Below are 22655 nucleotides of genomic sequence, written 5' to 3' on the forward strand. Positions count from 1 at the left end.
AATGGAGGAGCAAAAGTACCAGAACAAAGGAAAAGAGGGGGTACATCGATGTCTGTTGTCTATCGCATTGAGCATCTCACAAAGGTATACAAAAATGCATCGAAGAAAGCGAATGATGACATATCGCTTAACGTTTTCGAGGGAGAGATTTTCGGGTTATTGGGTCCGAATGGAGCAGGAAAATCGACACTGATCAACCAGATAACAGGCCTGGTAAGGCCAACCACTGGAAGTATTTCGCTCTTTGGCATGGACGCAGTCAAGCAACCACAAATGATCCCTCACTACGTTTCGCTCCAACCACAGCAATCAATTGCCCTGGCCGACCTCTATCCAGAAGAAGCATTATTGTTTACCGCCCAACTGCGCGGCGCATCCTTCGCGAAGGCACGTGCGCAAGTACGTACACTGATCGAAGAACTGGATCTTGGTGCGATGCGCAAGAAACGCCTGCGTTTTCTCTCTGGTGGCCAGCGCCAACTTGTCAATCTGGCAGTCGCTATGATAGAGGATCGGCCTATCCAGATCTTCGACGAGCCAACGAACAATCTCGATCCATCAATACGGCGCCTCGTCTGGGGAAAGCTGCTGGCGCTGAATAAGCGGGGGATCACCATTGTGCTGGTGACCCACAATGTGCTGGAAGCGGAGCGGGTCGTGACGCGGGTCGCTATTATCAACGACGGCCGGCTGCTATCAATAGGTACGCCGGGAGAACTCAAGGCACGTGTTGATCAACGCATGAAAATCGATCTACTGTTCAAAACAGAATGTAGTACGCGCGGTAAGTTTCTCTACACGCTTGGCGATGTCCAGGCGCTCACACAGCTGCACTGGACGCTGCTCTGTGATCGCAGCAATTTGCAACATGTTGTAGCGCAAATTGTCTCGCAGATTGGCCTGGAATGTCTGGATGACTTTCGTATCCTCACACCTTCACTGGAAGATGTTTACCTGCAACTTGGAGGAAGAAAACTTGACTGATCCACAGCTTGTCGAAGAGCAGATACCATCATATATAGACACCGTTCCCGCGCCCTATCCTCTTGCCCGCTACTCATTGCAAACGGCGCTGCGGCAGTATATCGTCGTGCTACGTGCCCAACTGAGCTCTTACCGAGGAAGTTGGATCTTGCAAACCTTTATCAGCTTGATTCTGCCCTTTGCCCTGGTATACTCGGCCAAGTCTTTGATCGGAACAGTCAGCCCCGACCGCGCCATTTTTATCCTTGGTGGAAATATGGCCATGTCGATTGCTTTTGGTCCAACAACGTTTCTGATCGGCAAATTAGGCTGGGCACGTCAGAGTCGAGAGTTTGATTACTGGATTGCTCTGCCGGTACCAAAGCTTATCCTTGTAATTGCGATTATCTCGATGGCCTTGCTATTCGCCCTACCCGGCTTGCTCGGCAGCTATTTCTTTGGCAGCCTGCTCCTTGGGCTGTCCATGTCTGGAGCATGGGCATTAATTTTCCTGATCCCATTAGGCGTGCTTCCCCTTGCCGGCCTGGGAGCCTTTCTGGGAACGATTGCGCCAAATGGGCAGACGGCGAGCCTGATGAGTAATGTTGTACTCATCGTTGTTGGTTTTCTCTCACCAATGTTCGTTCCACCCGCGCAATTGCCCGGTATCTTACAGATTACATCCTTGTTTGTGCCCACCACCTACGTTGCCGACGCCTTTCGGGCCGTGATGGGTGGCCGCCTGGATGCCAGATTTGCCTTTGACGTCGTTATCCTTGTGTTGTGTTCCGTCATATGCCTGGTCGTTGCACACTGGAAAATGGAATGGCGCACCCTTTAAGTCGAGTAAGAAGCGATATATGGAGGTAAAAAGAAGGAAGAATGCAGAAACAAAGCGAACAAAAAATGCTATACCTTTGTCGTAGAGATATAGAACAGATCTGTCAGGAGCTTGATAGCGTTGAAATTATACGAGAGGTGTTCAAGCTTCATGGTAGCAGCCAAACAGTCCTGCCAGACGAAGCATATCTTACCTGGCGCAATAGCTATCAGGAATCGGTAAGGAGCCTGAACATGCCAGCATATGTAGGAGGCAGCATAAACAGGGCTGGCACCAAAATCATCAATGGCAATATCAACAATCCCTCACGTGGACTTCCCCGTGCCAACGGCCTGACGCTCCTATATGACGACGCCTCAGCACATATTCTGAGCATCATGGAAGCGGCATATATTTCCAGTTTACGCACCGCCAGCGTATCCATGCTTGCGCTAGAATGCGTGAAAGACGTGCCGGTTTCCTGCGCGGCTATCATTGGTGCAGGTGTGCTGGCGAGAGCGCACATCGAACTTCTCCTGAAGCGCCTGCCAGAGCTACGCACCATCCAGATTTATGATATGAGCCAGCAAAGGGTACAAGAATTACATGATCAGATAGAGGGCCTCTTACAGCAGAAAAATGTATCCTTCAACAGGGTACAAAGCGCTGAGGAAGCCATTGTTGCTGCTCAACTGATTATTCCGGCAACCACTACGACGGTTGGTTATATTCGTCATGACTGGCTGCAGCGAGGTGCTATCCTCATCAACGTCTCGCTAGATGATCCGCTGCCTGAAGTGGTGTTGCGAGCCGATCGAATTATTGTGGATGATTGGGGTCTGGTCCGCAGTGACTCCCGGCGGCTTATTGGCAGGATGTACCGACAAGGACAGGTTGTGGGGCCAGGTGAGCGGGTTGAAACGAGCGATCAGCGACAGATAGACGCCGAGCTGGGTGATATTGTCACTGGCAAAAAGCGAGGAAGAATCAGCACGGATGATATTATCCTGGTGAATCCTTTTGGGTTAGCTATCGAAGACATAGCCCTGGCTGCGCACGTATATCAGAGTGCATTACAAAAGAACATTGGCATCTGGTTGGAGTGTTAGTGGTTATAAATTTGTTGACGGTTATACTCCCATTTTCGTGTGAAAATACCTCTCCGGGTGGATTGTGCAGATAAACTGTGAGAAGGTATTCTTGAGAAGAATATGAGTGGAGACGAAACTCGCCTTACCGTTCAAAGAAATTATTCAGGAGGATATGATGACTCGAAAATACTGCAGAGCCTATCACTTGAAAGATTTGAGAGCATTCCGTGACTGGGCAGAAAAGCACGATGAGAATGAAGCAGAACTCTCAGGCGACAATATAGTTTATTTGTGGGATGACCTCACGGTTGTGAAGAGTCCTGTTATCCCCGACAAGGGGCTGATCTTTGATGCGGTAACTCCAGAATGGCAGGATTTTTGTACCACCACATTAAACTTTGAGATTCCTGAAGACTTACGCTATGCGTATGAGCAGGCGGAGAGCAGAGCTGAAAAGGAATCTGATGTGGAGCAAAGTCCTGCCTCGGTGTAAGTATCTGCGGCGTCACCAAGCTTTAACCTGGCAGTGACGTTCAAAACAAAAAGGAGTATTCTCGATGGATGAGCTCGTCCAACGACTCGCAGAGAAAGATCACCCGGTGACAGTCGGAGGGGCTAAACCAACCCTGGAAGAACTGCGCAAACGTATTGAAGAGATGGAGTACGTCTTTATCAAGTTCACCGGTACCAGAGGTGGAACCGACTTAGGGGTTAAAGTTGATAAAAGCGCTACTGATCTCGAACAGGCTGATTTTGAGCGGCGCACAGGGGATGCACATATTGAGGGCACGCTAACCTTAAATTATGTCAAAGTACGTTGTGTTGCCGACATTAATCTTGAGACGCTCCATGGAACAGGGCGCCTGGTGATTCTGGAAGAAGCGCATGCTTAGCAATTTTATAAAGCAATAAGAAGGGTGCAGGGTATGTGAATGAGAAACCCTGCACCCGCCCTCTTTTCTTACTCAGAACGCTTTGGTGGATATGCACTAGATGTTAACGTATAAGCAAAGTAGGGAGTGAAGACAGCCATTGCTGTATATCACTCCTGTTGCTATGCTCAAGTTGCTCATAAAGAGCCATTGCCAACATACCAAGCCGCTGCGCCTCCGCAATATTGCCGCGTGCCAGTGCGACACGTGCCGCTCCAAATTGAGCTTTGGCCTGATATTCCCGGTCGCAAGATGAGGTTAATGCTAACAGCTCTTCGAAATAAAGGGATGCTTGCTCGCTATTTTGTTGTAATAGGCTGCATTCACCTAATATAGAAAGCGCTATGCATAGAAGTCCTTTTTGCCTGAGTGAACGCGCCACAGCAAGACCCTCTGCTAAATAAGTCTCTGCCTGCTGAATGTGTTTGTACTTGAAAGCCTTTATGCCCAGGTAAACGAGCGAACGACTGATATATTCGCTGTAGCCTAGCTGGTACGCCATGGAAAGACTTTCACGCAAAAAGACTTCGGCTTGAACATCATCTCGTAGCTCCAATGCGGCAATGCCCGATAAAAGTAACAACTGGGTCAAGCACTCACGATAGCCTACCTGCTGTGCTAGAGTACGTCCTTCTTGCAAAAATGTTTCGGCATGGATATAGTTTCCCTCTTTGAGTGCAAGACTAGCGGACGCTTGTAGTATTCTACATCGTAAGTGTGGCAATGGCTCAAATTGATGAACAAGTGTTTCTCTCTCCTGCAGATATACATGTGCCTGGTCATCATCTCCCTGTTCAAGGGCTAGATGGACCAGCCCTAGCTGCGCATTGCAGATGAGTTCAGGATAACCAAGCTGACAAGCTATCTCTAGACTCTGGCGAAAATAGTGGTTTGCGTCTGCGTAGGCTGTCTCTATGAGCGAAATCTGACCAATTTCTCTTAGGAGTGTGCTTAAACCCTCGGGGTAATTATATTGTTGTGCTAGTGCGAGCCCTTCTTGAAAATAGGCTTGAGCCTGAAGGTAGTTGCCACGACGAGCCACAATTGCTCCTAAGTAAGAGAAAAGCATTACCAGGAGTGTATGATAACTATAACGGCGTGCTTCAATTAAAGTCTTTTGAAAATAGGCTTCTGCCTGAAGATATTCCCCTTGTTCGAATTCAAGCGTGCCAAGCTTAAAAAGAAGATTGCTCTTTGCGTGCTGCTCTTCATAGTGCTGTGCCAGATCTAAAGCTTGTTGATATAATGTTCTGGCCTGTGCGGCATCACCACCTTTCTGGATACTTTCAGCGAAAGAACAGAGAATTGACAAAGTATAGCGTAGTGTGTCTGGTTGTTTTTCCAGAGGAATGACAAGTTGGTATGCGTGTTGCAGATATTTACTAGATAAATCATACCAGCCCTTTCTTTGAAAAAAGGGCGAAAGTAGAGCGAGAGCGCGTATCAGCTGGTGTGTTTGCTTAAGATCAAGCATCGCTTCCAGGCCAGCAAGGAGTATATCTTGCTCCTGATTTAGTGCAACATCTATAGTATGGTATTGCTCCAGGTAGTCGATTGTGTAGCCAATGAGTCGATTCTTAGCTTCTCTATCGCTATGCTTTAAGCGAGCATAATCTATAATTATCTGGTGAAGCGCATAGCGTCCTGCACCAACACCTTCTAGTAGCCCTGCATCTATCAGGACATCGAGTATCTCTACCGGCGCCTCCGCAACTGCCAACGCGGCCTCTTCTGAAATACATTTGGGCCAGGCAGGCAGAACAGCCAGGGCGTAGAGTGCTTGCCTGGCGAGAGGCGAGAGATGATTATCGCTTATCTCGATTATGGATTTGAGGGAAGTAGCTGAGTTATCTGAGTGGTCAAAACTTTGATTGTTGACGATTTGTTGTTCAAAAATACGTAAACGCCCCTCTGATTGGGAAAGACGTGTTAGTGCTGCTTGAATTCGTCTCGGCTGTCCTCCGTGAGCATGTAATTGTAGATTCTGCCCTATTAGAGTCAGTGCTAGGGGTAACCCCCCCACAGAGCGTACCAGAGCATGCATAGTTTGGGGTTCCTGGTAGATTAATGTTGGGACAAAATTTTCTAAAAGCTCCAGGCTTTCTTTCTCTTCTAATCCCTGAATCACAAGTGCGTTATTATTGGCTAGTCGCAAAGAGATAGAGGGGAGACGCGTCGTCACTAGATATGCACATTGTGTTCCACCCATTTTGAAAAAAGGCAGGAACTCTTCAATACTCCACACGTCATCTATGATGATGAGCATGCGGCGCGCATGCAAAATATGCGCAATGGCTTTTACCTGCTCTTCTTCACTGGCGTAGCGCCTTAGCTCATTGGTTGAAAGGCCCAGGAGTACACCACAAGTTGCGAGCAGCTTTGCTTTCTCAGGCTGTGGTCCTAGGTTAATCCAGAGTATGCCATGATGAAATTGCTCTTGAATTTGCTCGTTGTAAATGCATATTCTTGCGAGTGATGTTTTCCCTACTCCTGGTAGACCATGCAGAGAAATAATAGTCTTTTCTTGCTCTGCGCATAGTTTCTGCGTAAGAAGCTCAATGACTTTCTGGCGTCCGATTACATGCGAAGAATGGGGAATGAAGGACTCCGGGTTATTGAACAGAAAGACTTTTGAGGGCGAAAAGACATCAGCTTGAGCAAGTGTTGGAGCTTTCTGTGTAGGAGATGGCATCTCTGGCTGCTCTTCATTAGGGAGTAATCCTAATTCACGTGCATCTTTACCAAACAGTGTACAAAGTTTTTCTCTATAAAAAGGACTGGGAATGGTATGACCTCTTTCCCAGCGACTGATATAACAAATAGCAGGTGCATCAATCTGCTCAGAGACAAATTTTTGAGACCATCCTCGTAGTTCGCGTGCTTGGCGTAGGAGCGTGTTGGGTATTGCTACTGCAGCAGATTTCATCTATGTAATCCTTTCGGAATGGAGATCCATAATTGGTACATCCGAAAAGTTGTAGGGTCCAGACTGGCTTTGATCGCTCCTGTGAGCAGAAACGCTGGACTAGTGAGCATAGGGCCATGCTCGTATGACTCTTCAGTCCCCTTCGTGATTTTACTGATGCACCAATAATCGCGGCTGCGTCCTTACCATAAATATCTATACAAGCAAGTATTCAGCTAAAAGCCTCTATTTGGGTTTAGCCTTTGAATGGTTAAGAAAAATAATGATAAGGCGCTTTACTCTTTAAAAGAAATTTGTAAAAGTTCCTTCACTACATATTTCTATCATTTCTATCTACTTCTCCGATCAGCTATTAACGTATAATATCATGATAATCATCATCAATATAAAAGGTAATATCACATTTATATCATTTTATTATCACCAAGGTGTTCTGGAAGTGTCTAAAAATACTCCTGACTTACTAAGGTTATAGGATTACATCAATTGGTGATATGCCTTTTTTACGAGATGTATGTGGAAAGAAGTGGGTTTCTATGAATTTTTGTGTAAATTGTTTGTTATAAAAGTATTAATAACATGCATGTTATTATAAACCAGATATTTGTTTTTTACATGTGCAGGGGAAATGCTACACCTCTTTTTCCCATTGTGCCAGCACGCCACGCAAATACCGCTATTTTCTCGCGGCGAGTAGCTATTCGAAGAGGAGGAGAGGGATGGTTAGAGGCTATCGTCGGGGAGATCCAAGCCGAAGTCGGCGATATGATAGAGGCCATCGGGCGAGCGTTCAACCACGCAATAGGGCTCGAGGGGAGGGAGATCGTGGGCGGGCTGCTCCTGTGCGAGCCAGGCAGCGAGGGCCTCAGGTAGGTCCGGCATCTGGCCGTGAAGCCAGGTGAGGAAGGCAAGGGCCTGTTCTGGAGTCAGGCGGACGACGCGCCCATCTGAGAGCTGTATGTCATGCGTGTTATCTATGGGGTTCACCTGCTTTCTTCGTGCTGTTGAGAAGACCTGGTGGCTCTGCATGCTCTATAGAGAGTATACCGCACAATGCGTGTTTTTTGTGGAGAGCAAGAAAAAAAACGCGTGTTTTCTCTTTTCAGAACACTTAATGGGTCCCAGTCAATGTGCGGAACTGTCCTGCGGCTTCTTGCCAGGCTTCGTGCTGGGCAGCCTGTGGCTCAAAGAGATGGGTAGCGGTGCGTTGGGCCACCGTGCGCACCTCTGCCAGGCTCTGGAGATCTCCCAGGCCTACTAGCTGCATCAGGGCATTGCCGTACGCAGTTGCTTCGTGTGGTCCAGCGATCACAGGTATTCCAAGCGCATTAGCCAGCCACTGATTCAACCAGGCGTTGCGGGCACCTCCACCAAGAACATGAACACCCTTGATGTCTTTGCCTGTCAGAACACCCATCTGCCGAAACACCTCGCAATAGCGTAAGACCAGGCTCTCCAGAATGCAGCGGGCAAAGGCCGCTGGGGCCTGAAGCGGTTCTTGCCCATGTTCCTGGAGATACGCGTTCATGGTGGCTGGCATGTTCATCGGAGCGAGAAAGCGTGGATCGTCTGGATCAACCAGGGCAGTAAAGGCTGGTACTCCTGCTACATCTGTCAATAAGGTTTCATAATCCATTGTATATCCATCTCGCGCCCACTGACGTTGGCATTCCTGCAAGAGCCAGAGCCCCATCACGTTTTTCAGGAAACGCGTGGTGCCAAACACGCCCCCTTCATTCGTATAATTGGCGGCCAGCACCTCTGGGCTGATCAGAGGTTGGGGCAGTTCGACCCCAACGAGCGACCAGGTTCCCGAACTGATATACCCCCAACTATCCAGAGAGGAGACTGGCGCAGCCGCAATGGCCGACCCAGTGTCATGAGTCGCAGGAGCGATGACCAACGCGGAACCCAGATCATCCTGCCATTCTGCGAGAACCGGACCAAGTGGTGTGCCCGGCTCAACCACCGGAGGAAGCATGCTTGTAGGAAGACCCAGTTGCGTCAGGAGATCCACGTCCCATACTCCCGCCACCGCGTCCCAGCATTGTGTCGTCGAAGCGTTTGTGCGCTCACTTACCATTGATCCGCTTAGCCAGTTATGAAACAGATCTGGAATCATGAGGAGGCGGTGAGCCTGGGCAAGGGTACCTGGTTGCTGATACTCGTGTGCCGTGAGCTGGAACAGGGTGTTAAAGGGCAGGAACTGAATGCCGGTGTGAGCATAGATGCGCTCACGTGGGATAAGGGCACAGACCTGTTCCATAATGGCCGACGTGCGTTGATCACGATACTGAAACGGCAAACCAAGTAAGAATCCGTTGCGATCCACCAGTCCGTAATCGACCCCCCAGGTATCGACCCCGATGCTGTCCAATGATCCAGCCCGTTGGCGAGCTTTGCGCAGCCCTGCCAGGGTCTCGTCCCAGAGGCCCGCAATATTCCAGAAACGATGTCCATGGATGGTGACCGGTCGGTTGGCAAAGCGATGCACCTCTTCCATGAGGAGCTTCTGGCCATCGAAGCGCCCCAGGATGACGCGCCCGCTCTCGGCACCAAGATCAATCGCCGCGACGTTGCGTGTCGTCATACATGTCTCTCCTCTCTTAGCGCGGATACGCAGCAGAGACGCCTCCATCGACGTTGAGCATATTGCCGGTGCTCTTACTGGAGCGCGTTGGTGAGGCAAAGAACGCTACTGCTTCCGCAATATCTTCGGGCAAAATATTGACGCCAAGCGTAGTTCGTTTGCGATAGACCTCTTCCAACTGGTCAGGCGCAACTCCATAGGTCGCCGCTCGTTCCTCTCGCCAGGCGCTTCCCCAGATGCGCGAGCCGGAGAGCACTGCATCAGGATTGACCGTGTTGACGCGAATGCCGAACTGACCTCCTTCTTCGGCAAGACAGCGTGCCAGGTGGGCCTCGGCTGCCTTGGCAGTCGAATAGGCGGCAGCATTTTTGCCCGCGACCAACGCGTTCTTGCTGGCAACGAAAACGAGACTGCCTCCACATCCCTGTTGCTGCAACAACTGAAAACCAGCGCGCGCCACCAGAAAATAGCCCGTCGCGAGCACATTCCAGTTCTTGTTCCACTCGGCCAGGCTGGTTTCGGTGAGAGGCGCACTGGAGGCAAGTCCCGCGTTATTGACGATGATATCGATGCCGCCGAAGGTCAAGGCTGCCCGTTCAAAGGCTGCCTGCACACTCTCCTCGTTGGTTACATCCATTCTGACAGCGAGCGCTCGTCCCGCACCGTACTGCTGATTAAGAGCGGTGGCCAGTTGTTCCGCGCCAGCAAGATCGATATCGGTGGCCACGATATGTGCTCCATCCTGCGCGACGCGCCGGCAGATGGCCGAGCCAATCCCGCCAGCTGCACCAGTGACCAGTACCACGCGTCGCGCAAACTCGCGCTCAGGAGGAGCGAGCTTGAGTTTATACTGCTCCAGTGGCCAGTACTCGACCGCATAGCTTTCCGCGTCCGAAAGCGAAATAAAACCGCCACAGGCTTCAGCCCCACGCATTACGGCAATGGCGCGATGATAGAGTTGTGCTGAGACATCCGTCAGAGCCATATCTTTGCCCGTGGTAAACATACCGACGCCGGGAAGCAGAATCACGCGAGGATGCGGATCACTCGCCGCATCTGCTTCACGAAAGACCGGGAGGGAGGCATCAGGATCAAGGTCCTGGCTGAGGTTCTCTGCAAGATACTGGCGATAACGGGTCACATAGGCCGCGATCCCGGTCTCCACTGCTTCAGCCAGGGTTTCACGGCCCTGTTCGGGAGTCCACTCGACCAGCAAGGGCCAGGGTTTGGTATGGACCAGGTGATCCGGACAGGCCGCGCCAATGGTGGTCAGGCGAGGAGCATCCTGGCTGGACACGAAGGTGAGCACATCTTTGTCATCTTCAAACCGCAGGATCTGGTGTTTATCCACAGAGACCAGTCCACGTAGCGTTGGTGCGATCTGCGAGGCAACGGACCTTCGTTCTTCTGTTGGGAGAGAGGGGACACGCAGGCCACCAAAGAGCGGTCGTTGTGCTTCTGAGATTCGATTTTCCACAAACGCACGCGCACGGGCAATGGTTGAGCATGTAGAGGCGTAGCACTCCTCGTCGGTCTCGCCCCAGGTGATCAATCCGTGTTTGGCCAGGATAACTAACCTGGCCTCTGGATGTGCATGCACGGCCAGGGCAACCTCGCGAGCCAGCCCGAAGCCAGGGCGACGGTAAGGTATCCAGAGCAGATCCTCGCCAAAGCACGCGTGAGCAAGCTCTTCCCCATTGGTAGCACAGGCAAAATAATTGGTCGCGTCCGCGTGGGTATGGTCAATATGGGCGAAGGGCAAAAACGCGTGTAAGAGCGTTTCGATAGAGGGGCGTGGGCGACCAGGATCGAAGAAGCAGTGTCCCAGGTACGCGACCATCTCGGCATCGCTCATCTGCTCGCGCTCAAGTAAGGGCAGCAAATCATCCAGATACAGACCAGTAAACGATGCTTCAGTACAGCTTGCCAGGTCCGAGCCAGAGCCTTTGACCCACAGAATACGGGCCGTTTGGCCGCGAAAATCTCGTTCGTCCGCTTTGGCAGAAGTGTTGCCGCCGCCCCAGTTGCAGACGGAACGGTCAGCTCCCAGCCGACGTGACCGCTCGACGAGTTGGGCCAGGGTGGACGAGAAAAGCAAAGATGCCATAATCAATTCCTCGGGTCTTTTAAACAGAAGTAATAAAGCACTATCTTCTCAGGAAACGAGCGTCAGTTGCGCACTGGCTTATGCACCGGGATAGCCACTTACGCTTTCGCCCAGCGTGCGCTCACGAGCTACTTGCTCAGCGTAGCCACTGGAGCGGAAGGCCGCAATGGGATCAGGATCGAGTCCCTGACGCACACGGACCTCTGCGAGTAGCGGGCGCACATCGGTTTCATACGCAGCCTGGAGCACGCGATATGCACCCAGAACGTCGCCGCTCTCCTGCGCCTGCTGCAAGGCCACATGATCGACCAGCAGCGCTTTCGCATAGGCCGTCTGGATATGGAGGACACTCTGAATCATTGCTTCAATCTTGGGCTCGATATTGTGCGATTGATCGATCATATACGCGATGCGACTGGCATTGGCATTGCCCTCGTGCTGCGCACCAATAATCTCATTGAAAATACAAAAGAGTTCAAAGGGGTTGAGTGATCCAGCAATCAGATCATCATCGGCGTACTTGCGGTCATTGAAATGAAACCCACCCAGGCGATCCTCATCCAGCAACTGCGCGACAATTTGCGCGATGTTGGTTCCCTGGGGATGATGGCCGGTATCCACGAGCACCTCGGCGTTTCGTCCCAACTTCTGCGCCATGAGGAGCGATGTTCCCCAATCAGGCAGATCCGTCGAGTAAAAGGCTGGCTCGAAAAACTTATACTCAATCAAGAGACGCATCGTATCAGGCAAGGCGGCATAGATGGCCTGGAGTGAATCGAGGAGGCGATGGCGACGGTGGCGCAGGTCATCCTGGCCAGGATAGTTGGTACCGTCAGCCAGCCATAGGCTGACCACATTCGAGTCTATGCTGTGCGCGATCTCAATGCAGGAGAGGACATGCGCAATCGCCTGGGAGCGCACTCCCTTGTCGAAATGACTGAGACTCCCAAAACGATAAGCATGATCTTGGAAGAGATTAGGATTGACCGCACCCAGGCGCAAACCCAGATGCTCGGCATACGTCTTGATCTCTTGCCAGTCATCAACCTGGTCCCAGGGAATATGCAGCGCGACCGTTGGGCAACAGCCAGTGACGCTCTGAACCTGGGCAGCGTCAGCCAGCTTCTCGCGCAGGTCGCGCGCCGCCCCTGGCCAGGGAAACACTTTGAAGCGCGTTCCCGAATTGCCGTAGCCCCACGAAGGGGTCTCGATGGAAAATGTCTGTATGTGCGCGATCACCTGTTCAATGTCAGTGCCCTGTTGAGCCAGTGTCACACGTATCTGTTCAAAGTGTTCGGCCATAGCTTTGCTCCTCTTCTTCATCGAAATCCAGATGCAGCATCCCTCTGAGAACGAGTGGAAACGTTCTGAAAGCCCCATCAGTAGAAAACAAAAAACTGAACCAGCTCACTTGAAACGTTTCAATAAGTATAGGAGATGAAGTGTGCTCTTGTCAAGAGCACATAAGAGGAGGCATTGCCCCTTTACAGACGTGACAAGCCCTACTCCAGTAGCTGATGCTTCCATCCAGCCCCTTTTCGGTCGGCCTTCGGCCTGCTATACTACAGAACACCAATGAAACGTATCACTGGAAATGACGCAACACGCAGAGGGGATGCGATATGCTCTTCTCAAGAGCGGGGAAAAGAAAAGCGCATGGTAAGTATTCGTGACGTTGCCGAAAAGGCGGGAGTATCGTTGGGAACGGTCTCCAATGTGCTCAATCGCCCGGAGATCGTCGCAGAGACAACACGGCAGCGTGTGCAGGCAGCAATCAAGGAACTGGGATTTGTGCGCAATGCCCCAGCACATCAATTGCGGGCTGGGAGCAGTCGCTACCTCGGCCTGGTAGTTCTAGATGTAACTAATCCTTTTTTTACCGAAGTGGCGCGTGGTGTCGAAGACGCGGCAAATGAGGCTGGCTACATCGTCATCCTCTGCAATTCAGATGCTTCGCTGGAGAAAGAGCGCAGCTATCTGCATATGCTCGAAGAGCAGCGAATTGCAGGAGTCTTGATTACTCCGGCCAGCAATGACCTGAGCGATCTTCAACGCTTACACCAGCAGGATATTGCGGTGGTGCTCCTTGACCGACCAGACCAGACGCAGAGCCTTTGCTCAGTTGCTGTTGATGATCGACAAGGAGGAGCACTGGCCACAAACCATCTGCTGGAACATGGACACCGATGTATCGCCTTTGTGAGTGGTCCGCTCAGTATTCGTCAGTGTGAAGAGCGGCGAGAGGGCATGCATCAGGCGATCAAAACCGCAGGCCTTGATCCCAACCAGGTGATAGTTGAGATTTCTGCCGGAACGCAGAATACTCGTGCTGGCGAGCAAAGCGTGGAGAAATTATTGCACCATGAGCGCAAGCCAACGGCTGTCTTTTGTGCCAATGATTTACTGGCGCTTGGCGTGATGCGCGGCTTGCTCCAGCGTGGCATCCAGATTCCCAACGAGATGGCCCTGATCGGCTATGATGATATCGAGTTTGCCAGTGCCCTTTCGCCTGCGCTGTCCTCCATTCGTCAACCGAAATACCTGCTGGGACGAACGGCGACAGAACTCCTCCTGGACGAGATGGCAAATCGTGAAAAACATCAGCATCAACACATCATCTACCAGCCAGAACTGATTATACGGACCTCGACCTTCCTGACGAAAAACGAGTCTGCGTCCTGACAAGAAAAGGGGTGCATTTCAGCTGGGTGAGGCGGCGAGTGATCCTAGCATTTCGCGCAGTCGTAGCGCGTTATGGATGGCGTATGCCTCAGGATCATTGTTGAAATAGGCATAGATTTCTCGTCCCTGTTCCGCATCGTGTGCGAGTCGTTTGGCCCAGGCGGACAGCTCATCGTCACTAAGACCAATGCCATTGGCCCCTGCGTGAAAACGCACGTACCCAAACGATCCCAGGGGAGGAAGGTCGAGGGGCGTCGGGAGCGTTCCGCCAATCGCTATGGCTAGCGTAGTGTTGCTGGTAGGTGTAAATAGCTGCGCTATCCTGGTGGCCATGTCTGCTGCGAACCAGGAGACATCGCGGACCTCAATAGCTACCTGAAGCTTGTGTGGAAGCTGGCTGAGAAATTGTTCCAGGCGCTCCGGATTGGCATGCCAGTGAGGAGGGAGCTGAAAAAGGAATGGCCCCAACTGTTCTCCCAGTCCCTCGGCGGCAGTGAGGAGGCGGTTTATCCCTTCTTCTGCGTTCAGAAGCTTTTTCATATGCGTAAGGTAGCGACTACCCTTGACCGCGAAGCGGAACCTGGGATGCGAACGTGTTTGCTCACTCCACGCATGAAACTGCTCGTATGTGGGCAGACGGTAAAAACTTCGATTAATCTCGACTGTGGGAAAGTGCTGGGTGTAGTATGCCAGGTGCTCACGTACGGGTAGATGTGTTGGATAGAAGCGCCCAATCCAGTGCGGATAGATCCAACCTGATGTGCCAATCCAGATCATAAGTCCATCCTCCGGAATTGTCCTGGTAAAGGTGTTTCTCTTCATTGCGGATCATAGGGTACACGAGGCAGGAGGGTAATTGGTCGCATCGTTCTTGATTACAAGATAGCGCACGTGTGCCATGGATGGTTTCCAGAGAACCCAAAAATGCTCATAAAACCACAACTGATCTGTGAATTGCAAATGCTATACTCTTTTCATGCAAATGCCAGACGCACTTCGTGGAAGTTGCAGAATTCCTAATTTATTTAGGTTAAAGCTGCATAAAGCATGAAGAGATGCTTTTTAGCAAGAGGAGAGATTCATGCGGATTGGTGAACAAGTTCTTTTTATGAGCATGCCATTTGCTTCGAGCCGACGTCCTTCTCTTGGACTGAGCCTTCTTCAAGCAAAGCTTCAAGAGTCTTCTATCCCCTCCTTTATCTGGTACCCCTTTCTCCCCTTTGTTCCCAAAGTAGGAACAAAATTCTATGAAGAGATTGCTGATGGCAAATACCCCTCTAACTACTTGCTTGGTGAATGGATCTTTGCTCCCTGGTTGATGAGTGATCCACAGGATTCCTCGTGGGACAGTGAGTATGATGAAAAGTATTTACAGTATCTACAACAGCCCAAGAACTGGTTGGATGTTCTCTATTCCAGGGGTATTGCTCAGGAAGATGCTGATACTGTGAGGCATGTGCGTCAGCTCATCCCTGCTTTTTTTGAAGATACTCTCAATGCTATCGAGTGGGATGAGATACAGTTTGTAGGCTTCACCAGCGTATTTCAGCAGCATGTCGCCTCCCTTGCATTTGCACGCATATTAAAAGAACGCTATCCGCACCTCACGATCGTCTTTGGCGGAGCAAATGTTGAAGGCCCAATGGGCCGCGGCCTATTACGGTCATTCCCTTGGATTGATGCCGTTGTCTCTGGTGAGGGGGAAAATATAATTATCCCTCTGGTAAAGGCCGTCCTTAATAAGGAAGATTATGCCCATGTACCAGGAGTATGGACCAGGCGAACCGTTGCATCAGCCCAGGTTCCAGCGGTAAAAATGGATGAGCTACCGTATCCCATCTTCGAGGATTTTTTTGCACAGCATAATGTTAACGAGATCAAGGATAGTGTCTCGCCTTCTATCATGGTAGAGACCTCTCGTGGATGCTGGTGGGGGCAACGCTCGCACTGTACCTTCTGTGGACTCAATGGCTTGAATATGGCCTTCCGGAGTAAAAGTCCAGAGCGAGCCTTACGAGAAATCACGGAATTGTGGGACCGCTATGCGGATCGAGCAGCGAATGTGCTTGCCGTTGATAACATCCTCGACTACCGCTATATCAATACGCTTCTGCCACAGCTTGCACAACACCCCAAGCGGTTTAGCTTATTTTATGAAACCAAAGCGAATCTCAAGAAGCAGCAAATCGCGAACTTCGCAGAGGCCCATATAGACCGTGTTCAACCTGGTATCGAAAGCCTGTCCACCCATGTACTCAAAGTGATGCGTAAAGGCGTTTCAGCACTAAATAATGTGCAGATGCTCAAGTGGTGCCACGAGTATGGAATCACGCCTTACTGGAATATTCTCTGGGGATTTCCTGGCGAGCAACCAGAAGATTATGCCCAGGCCAATGAATGGGCCAAGCGCATCTTCCATCTGCGACCACCTGTGGCCTTTGCTCCAGTTCGGCTCGATCGTTTCAGCCCGCTGTTCAATGAAGCCCAGGAGTTTGGTATTAAAGATATCAAGCCAACATTGGCTTATGAACATATCTTTCCTGGATTATCACCACAGGAGCGTTTCGACCTGGCCTACTTCTTTGATTATGATTATCAAGAAAAACCGGGAAGCGGTTATACAACGGACCTTATTCAAACGGTCAGGCAATGGACGAGTGCGCATAGCAGCGCCACCCTCTTTTATTGCCCCGTTGGTACTCGCACCTTGCTCGTTGACACGCGAACGGAACAACACCTTTGGCTGCTTGACCAGGAGTACCTGGAATTGCTTGACGCGCTTGATGCGATTGCCATCAAAAGCGACCTGGCCGGGCATTTGAATATAGATCCAGAAATGCTCTCCATGATGCTACAAACCCTTGACGAGCACCACTGGATCATCCAGGAGGAGAATAGGGTGCTTGGTCTCGCCATTCGTCTGGGGAGATACCAACCGTCAGGTCAAGCGCAGCGCCTCCTGGCCTCCATATTTGACGGCACAGGGCAAGCGACCGTCGCTGGTCACATTAGAACTCCAGTCGCAGTCTCATAAGAAAATATTAGACTTTAGACCTGAATTATGCACAGCAGGTAATTAGGATGTACACAATTAGGACACAAAAATTGGAGGATATTTCAATGGCAGACGAACGGAATCCAACAAATGAACAGAAGCCAGAAGGCGAAGCGAAGCGCATTACCCTCGATCCCTCAAAGTTTACGATCAGCGAGGATGGGAAGGTCATTTTGACCGCGCCAGAATTTGCTGATGCTTTGCGCGCTGCGGCAGACGACGATGATAACAATGGTCATGGGGTTGGTGTTGCCGTAATCTGGTAGTTTTCAACAACACACAGGAACTTTCAGGAACACCCATCGAGACCAACTCATGATGAGCATCAATGGATCACCCAGGAGGAGAACAGGGTTCGTGATCTTGTCATTTGTTTGAGAAGATGCCAGGCGCCAGGTCGGGCAAGCGGCTATTTCGAGTCGCTTTAGCGGTTCAGCAAGTTCTTTGTGATAGCTCTAGCTGTACTGATAGGGCTAACGAATGCAAGCGTTAGCCTCTAGTTTACAAAAATTGGAGGATATTCCAATGGCAGACGAACAGAATCCAACAAATGAACAGAAGCCAGAAGGCGAAGAGAAACGCATTACCCTCGATCCCTCAAAGTTTACGATCAGCGAGGATGGGAAGGTCATTTTGACTGCGCCAGAATTTGCTGATGCTTTGCGCGCTGCGGCAGATGACGATGATTCCAACGGCCATGGGGTTGGTGTTGCCGTAATTTTCTAGTTTTCAACAACACAGGAACTTTCAGGAACACCCATCGAGTGGCAAACTCATGATGAGCATCAATGGATCATCCAGGAGGAGAACAGGGTTCGTGATCTTGTCATTTGTTTGAGAAGATGCCAGGCGCCAGGCCAGGCAAGCGGCTATTTCGAGTCGCTTTAGCGGTTCAGTAAGTTTCTTTGTGATAGCTCTAGCTGTACTGATAGGGCTAACGAATGCAAGCGTTAGCCTCTAGTTTACAAAAATTGGAGGATATTCCAATGGCAGACGAACAGAATCCAACAAATGAACAGAAGCCAGAAGGCGAAGAGAAACGCATTACCCTCGATCCCTCAAAGTTTACGATCAGCGAGGATGGGAAGGTCATTTTGACTGCACCAGAATTTGCTGATGCTTTGCGCGCTGCGGCAGACGATGATGATGCCAATGGCCATGGGATTGGCGTTGCAGTAGTTTTCTAGTACCACAGCGTCCGGTTGAATTGATGAGTTTGTGAAACACAACGCTTGTTTCTCAACGCATCGTTGTACATCCCCTGACTGGTTGTTGGTTAACTTTGTTCTCCTCCTGGGTGATTCATTGGTGCGATTCTTGCTTTTTATAGAGGAGTCGCACCAAAAAGAAAGTGTGGGCGATGAACATGTTCGCTGCTGACTACTTGATCAAATCTATTTTCCCCAACGGATTACAAATATTAGTACAGCCTCGCAGATATGCGCGTACAACCAGTTGGGGCATTTTTGTTAATCACGGGGTCCGTGATGAAACCAAAGAAAGTAATGGCATAAGCCATTTTATGGAGCATGTGATCTTTAATGCGCAATATCGTAGTCAGTCTGAACTTGCTCGACTGGTGCAGCAAGGGGCAATTGTTGAGGCCTTCACCACAAAGGAATATACTCAGTTTTCGGTGACGACGGTACCTGCTGAAAATGATGCAGCTTTACATAGCCTGGCGACATTGGTCCGTCGACCCTCGTTCAATACGTCGCTTATTGAAACAGAACGGGCAGTCATTGATCAGGAGATCAAGACCTTTATGTCCACCAGGAAGTCACTTGATGAGTGGGTTGAGCGAGCGCTTTTTGGCAATAGGAGCCTGGGATTATTTACACTGGGGCCACGTGAGAATCTAGACACCTTTAACGAAGCAAATTTGCAGGAGCGTTACAGCACCTATTATACGCCCTTGCGTACGGTCATTATCTGTCAGGGAGCTGTAGAAGGAACAGAGGTGCTGGAGAAAGTTTTTGATGCTTTCCATGATTGGGCGCAAAAGCCCACCTCTATTCCTCCACCCAGATTCGAGGATGTGCCGCAAATGATCGGCATCCCTACCTCGTCCCAGCAAGTTTCTTTATACGTTGCATTTCGCGGCCCGAGCCTGACAAATATTGACCGATTACCTTTTTCGCTGATAGCAGATTGCCTGGGGTTAGGAGTTGGATCACGGCTCTGGAACTCCTTACGTGAAGAACGTCAACTGGTTTATGAAATACAAGCGACACCAACCACTTATGGTGTCGCCGGGTATATGACCATTCGGCTTTCTTGTGAGCGAAATAAGGTGCGCGAGGTGATTCAAGTGTTGCTCGCGGAGATTGCAAAATTGCATCAAGGCCTGGATGATTCAGAGCTAGAACGAGCGCGAACGATACGAACAACGGGTCTGCTTCATCAACACGAGAATTCACGTTTGATGCTTCCTTCTACCGGGAAATTTGCCGTCAATGGGCTTACGTTATTTGTCGATACTGAAATCCAGAGCTTGAAACTGGTTACAACGGATGATACTGCACGTGTCGCTCGTCAGTACTTGAACGAAGATACTCTTGCAATTGTGGCGTATGGATTAAGTCGAGAAGAATTACTCAATAGCGTTGCCTAGTGTGAAACGCCTGCCTGGCGGGCATACAAAAAGAAGGGAAAGTTCATATGGCTATACCTGTTGAGGGTCAATCTCCGCTACGTTTGCTTGTATTGCCAGTCTTGTTAGCGCTGATGGAAGGTGAACGGACGTGTAGTGATATTGCACGACAATCTAGCTTAAGTGTTTCAAAAGTCAACAGTATTCTCGAAGAATTGCTTGACCGGCACCTGATTATCGAGACGACGCCGTTGACGCGTGACCAGTTTAATGAGCCGCGTTATCGGATCGCGGATGGTGAAGCGGCAATGGCAACACTAACAAGCGAGTTGTCTGAAAATCCTATCCCTTATGTCTTGCAGATTCTTGATGCTGTCCGCAATGAATTGCCTAAAGCGGTACAACAAAGCAAAAGCATTCAGGCATGGTATTCACGTTTGATCCTTACCCCTGAGGTCGCTCACCAGTTAGTGGACCGTTTGTTTCAACTGATGAATGAGTTTGAAGAGATGCAGACGCCTGCACCACTTGAAGCATCAGACGGCTCTTCGTTCGCGGCACCTCAGAGAAATTCCTATCGACTCTGCATAGCATTCTATCAAGTTGGCGCAGAGGAAACGCATCCATAAAATTGTGCCAGCGTGCCGACAGTCGTAGAGGGGTGAAGAAGACCATGCTATTTCAAACACTACCACGATCATTGGGTAAATTGCTTATTAACCGCGAATATGCGTTTTTATGGGGTGGGCAAGCGGTTTCGTCATTGGGTGATTCAACCTTCGATCTGACGTTAGTTGTGTGGATCGCTGCCCTCATTGCACGGCAGGCTGATGGACAAGCGGCGACATGGGCACCAGTAGCGGTAAGTGGTGTCTTGATAGCCGTCGCCTTGCCATCCCTACTCTTTGGGCCGATTGCGGGAGTGTTTGTTGATCGTTGGGAGAAAAAGAGTGTCATGCTTTGGGCGGATTGTATCCGCATGTTCCTGGTTCTCTTGTTGGTCCTTGTATCTGGCTCCTCCTTTTTCCCCTGGAAACCTGATCGAGCCGTCCAACTTGGCGCCATTTACGTGACTGTCTTTCTGGCAAGCATCTGTTCACAATTCTTCTCTCCAGCACGAGCTGCGCTCATTAATGATCTTGTTGATAAAGAACAATTAGGGCGAGCAGCGGGACTGGCGCAAGTTTCCCAAAGTATTGCATTGATTATGGGACCACCACTCGCTGCGCCTGTTCTCTTTGGTTTTGGGGTTGAGTGGGCCCTGCTCTTTAATGCTGGAACGTTCCTGATATCTTTTCTCTGCGTTCTGGCTGTCCAGGCACCCGCATTCGTGAAAAGCGGTGGCAAAGCTGAGCAGCAAAAATTTACTCGTGAATTCCTTGAGGGTATTACATTTTCTATAAATAACATAGTGCTTCGTGTACTGCTCGTGACGATCGTTGTTGTGTCGTTAGGCGCAGGAGCCATTAACGCGCTTATGGTGTTCTTTGTCAGCGATAACCTGCATGTAAATGTTACCTATGTTGGTTTATTAGATGGCTTCTTTGGGGTGGGTGTGATCATTGGCGCTCTTTTGGTATCGGCGCTTTCGAGTCGGCTTCAGGAAACTCGGATGTATACTCTGGCTATCCTGGGGTTTGGCTTGCTCTTCTTATTACTTGCCCGTACCTCAAATCTGCTCATTGCCCTGGCTATTCTTCTTTTGCTGGGTCTGGCTCAGGCCACAGTCAATGTCACCCTTGTCCCTATCGCGCTAAAGAGTGTGCCTCGTGGTATGATCGGACGCGTTATAGGAACGATCAATTCATTAAGCGTGCTTTCCAGCCTTATATCCGTCTCACTTGCGGGCTACCTTGCCAGTAATCTTTTCAAGGATATTCATGGCACTGTTCTGGGCTTTGCCATTGGTCCAATTGATACTATTTTTACTCTCTCAGCGCTGCTGTTCCTCCTTAGTGGTATATATGCCTTTATGTACTTGCGCTCATCATCAACGCCCTCATCTGTGGATGAGGAAGCAGCGTCCCTCCAAGCGAAATGAGAAAAGCCTGCAATTTTTTACCCTGATTGGAGATGGTGTAGGCTACCTTTCCTTCTATCCAAGAAAACGCAACTACGGACAAGCGCACCTCTAGCGCTTGTCCGTAGTTGCGTTTCCCTCCAAGCATTTGCTGGAAGCGCTGCTATCATCTTGATTTTTCTTATAGTTTAATCAAGGAGCGTGATGCTTCAAGCTATCCATCGTTGCCAATAGTATGTCCCCGTTATCCGAAACTTACCCACATATGGACAAGCCATACCTGGTGTTCGGTTCCTGCTTCAACGAACAACCTGCCTGGTTTCCCAGGTCTTACAGGATCTCCACAGGCGTACATTCCGACGTAACTCGCCGTACTAGCAATAAGTGTAGCAGATGATTCAAGCGCATCAAATGTCTACAAATGGCAAGAAATGTTCATAGTTCAAGAATCTATGATCACCCCTTCAGTAGATATAATATGCTATATTTTGCTCCCTTGCCTAAAGTATACTTTACAAATTAGTTTTACTCTTCTATACTAGTTACTAAATATTGTGCAAACAAATAAGCCAATTGTGCAGAAAATAAGGATGTACTATGCATTCTGACGAACGTTTGTGTCAAAAACGGCTATGTGACCATGTGCCTCAGGGGATACTGGCCGGGACCTCTTCCCTGGTTGATCCATTGGGCAGGTTGGCCAACCTGTATCGAGAGCAACAAAAAAGCGAACACACAATGCTATGGTACCAACGGGCGCTCTCGGAGAGAGAACATCACTTGATAACCCATTCCCCATACCTGATAGATGCCTTCTTTGAGCACAAGCTTTGACAGGAGAAGGATGAGAATACATTCCTGTCTGCTCAACGCCTT

At 50.0% G+C, this 22655-nt stretch carries 20 protein-coding genes; 14 read left to right on the forward strand and 6 right to left on the reverse strand.

The annotated features are described in order from the left end of the window. Positions 1–48 precede the first annotated feature (48 nt). The 5 genes from JMJ16_RS43755 to JMJ16_RS43775 all read left to right on the forward strand — a co-directional run bounded on the left by JMJ16_RS43755 (position 49) and on the right by JMJ16_RS43775 (position 3767). The gene (locus tag JMJ16_RS43755; protein ID WP_201391868.1) at positions 49–984 is read left to right on the forward strand and encodes an ABC transporter ATP-binding protein; all 936 of its coding nucleotides are present in this window, start codon (positions 49–51) and stop codon (positions 982–984) included. Further along, the gene (locus tag JMJ16_RS43760; protein WP_201391869.1) at positions 977–1804 is read left to right on the forward strand and encodes an ABC transporter permease; all 828 of its coding nucleotides are present in this window, start codon (positions 977–979) and stop codon (positions 1802–1804) included. The genes JMJ16_RS43755 and JMJ16_RS43760 overlap by 8 nt, the downstream gene beginning before the upstream one ends. Before the next feature lie 233 nt (positions 1805–2037). Further along, a complete protein-coding gene (locus tag JMJ16_RS43765) occupies positions 2038–2892 on the forward strand; it encodes a hypothetical protein (RefSeq protein ID WP_236601964.1) in 855 nt (284 codons plus the stop codon). A gap of 106 nt (positions 2893–2998) precedes the next feature. Next, positions 2999–3367 (forward strand): hypothetical protein, encoded by a 369-nt coding sequence (locus tag JMJ16_RS43770; protein ID WP_201391873.1) that lies wholly within the window; start codon positions 2999–3001, stop codon positions 3365–3367. A gap of 64 nt (positions 3368–3431) precedes the next feature. After that, entirely contained in the window at positions 3432–3767 is a 336-nt protein-coding gene (locus JMJ16_RS43775; protein ID WP_201391875.1) for a hypothetical protein, read from the forward strand. 103 nt (positions 3768–3870) lie between these two features. On the opposite strand, the gene JMJ16_RS43780 is transcribed toward JMJ16_RS43775, so the two are convergent. The 5 genes from JMJ16_RS43780 to rhaI all read right to left on the reverse strand — a co-directional run bounded on the left by JMJ16_RS43780 (position 3871) and on the right by rhaI (position 12731). After that, entirely contained in the window at positions 3871–6732 is a 2862-nt protein-coding gene (locus tag JMJ16_RS43780; RefSeq protein ID WP_201391877.1) for an NB-ARC domain-containing protein, read from the reverse strand. 723 nt (positions 6733–7455) lie between these two features. Continuing rightward, complete coding sequence (locus tag JMJ16_RS43785; protein ID WP_236601965.1) at positions 7456–7719, reverse strand: hypothetical protein; 264 nt, start codon at positions 7717–7719, stop codon at positions 7456–7458. Between the two features lie 124 nt (positions 7720–7843). After that, on the reverse strand, positions 7844–9322 hold the full coding sequence (locus JMJ16_RS43790) for a rhamnulokinase family protein (RefSeq protein WP_201391882.1): 1479 nt from the start codon (positions 9320–9322) through the stop codon (positions 7844–7846). A gap of 16 nt (positions 9323–9338) precedes the next feature. Then, positions 9339–11429: a bifunctional aldolase/short-chain dehydrogenase gene (locus JMJ16_RS43795; protein ID WP_201391884.1), complete on the reverse strand. Its 2091-nt coding sequence runs from the start codon at positions 11427–11429 to the stop codon at positions 9339–9341. Positions 11430–11507: 78 nt separating this feature from the next. Then, the gene (gene rhaI, locus JMJ16_RS43800; RefSeq protein WP_201391886.1) at positions 11508–12731 is read right to left on the reverse strand and encodes an L-rhamnose isomerase; all 1224 of its coding nucleotides are present in this window, start codon (positions 12729–12731) and stop codon (positions 11508–11510) included. 354 nt (positions 12732–13085) lie between these two features. On the opposite strand from rhaI, the gene JMJ16_RS43805 reads away from it, so the two are divergent. Beyond that, positions 13086–14111, forward strand: a complete 1026-nt coding sequence (locus JMJ16_RS43805; RefSeq protein ID WP_201391887.1) for a substrate-binding domain-containing protein — start codon at positions 13086–13088, stop codon at positions 14109–14111. Positions 14112–14129: 18 nt separating this feature from the next. On the opposite strand, the gene JMJ16_RS43810 is transcribed toward JMJ16_RS43805, so the two are convergent. Beyond that, a complete protein-coding gene (locus tag JMJ16_RS43810; RefSeq protein ID WP_201391889.1) occupies positions 14130–14888 on the reverse strand; it encodes a DUF72 domain-containing protein in 759 nt (252 codons plus the stop codon). 304 nt (positions 14889–15192) lie between these two features. On the opposite strand from JMJ16_RS43810, the gene JMJ16_RS43815 reads away from it, so the two are divergent. The 8 genes from JMJ16_RS43815 (at position 15193) to JMJ16_RS43850 (ending at position 22613) form a co-directional block, all read left to right on the forward strand. After that, positions 15193–17145, forward strand: a complete 1953-nt coding sequence (locus tag JMJ16_RS43815) for a RiPP maturation radical SAM C-methyltransferase (protein WP_201391892.1) — start codon at positions 15193–15195, stop codon at positions 17143–17145. A gap of 86 nt (positions 17146–17231) precedes the next feature. Further along, positions 17232–17432 (forward strand): hypothetical protein, encoded by a 201-nt coding sequence (locus JMJ16_RS43820; protein WP_201391894.1) that lies wholly within the window; start codon positions 17232–17234, stop codon positions 17430–17432. 259 nt (positions 17433–17691) lie between these two features. Continuing rightward, complete coding sequence (locus JMJ16_RS43825) at positions 17692–17892, forward strand: hypothetical protein (protein WP_201391896.1); 201 nt, start codon at positions 17692–17694, stop codon at positions 17890–17892. Between the two features lie 260 nt (positions 17893–18152). Then, positions 18153–18353, forward strand: a complete 201-nt coding sequence (locus JMJ16_RS43830) for a hypothetical protein (protein ID WP_201374232.1) — start codon at positions 18153–18155, stop codon at positions 18351–18353. 173 nt (positions 18354–18526) lie between these two features. After that, positions 18527–19780: a pitrilysin family protein gene (locus JMJ16_RS43835; RefSeq protein WP_201391899.1), complete on the forward strand. Its 1254-nt coding sequence runs from the start codon at positions 18527–18529 to the stop codon at positions 19778–19780. Between the two features lie 47 nt (positions 19781–19827). Continuing rightward, entirely contained in the window at positions 19828–20388 is a 561-nt protein-coding gene (locus JMJ16_RS43840) for a hypothetical protein (protein WP_201391901.1), read from the forward strand. A gap of 44 nt (positions 20389–20432) precedes the next feature. Then, the gene (locus tag JMJ16_RS43845; protein ID WP_201391903.1) at positions 20433–21800 is read left to right on the forward strand and encodes an MFS transporter; all 1368 of its coding nucleotides are present in this window, start codon (positions 20433–20435) and stop codon (positions 21798–21800) included. A 576-nt stretch (positions 21801–22376) separates the two neighbouring features. Next, the gene (locus JMJ16_RS43850) at positions 22377–22613 is read left to right on the forward strand and encodes a hypothetical protein (protein WP_201391905.1); all 237 of its coding nucleotides are present in this window, start codon (positions 22377–22379) and stop codon (positions 22611–22613) included. The last annotated feature ends 42 nt before the right edge of the window (positions 22614–22655 follow it).

The organism is Ktedonobacter sp. SOSP1-52 (assembly GCF_016587395.1).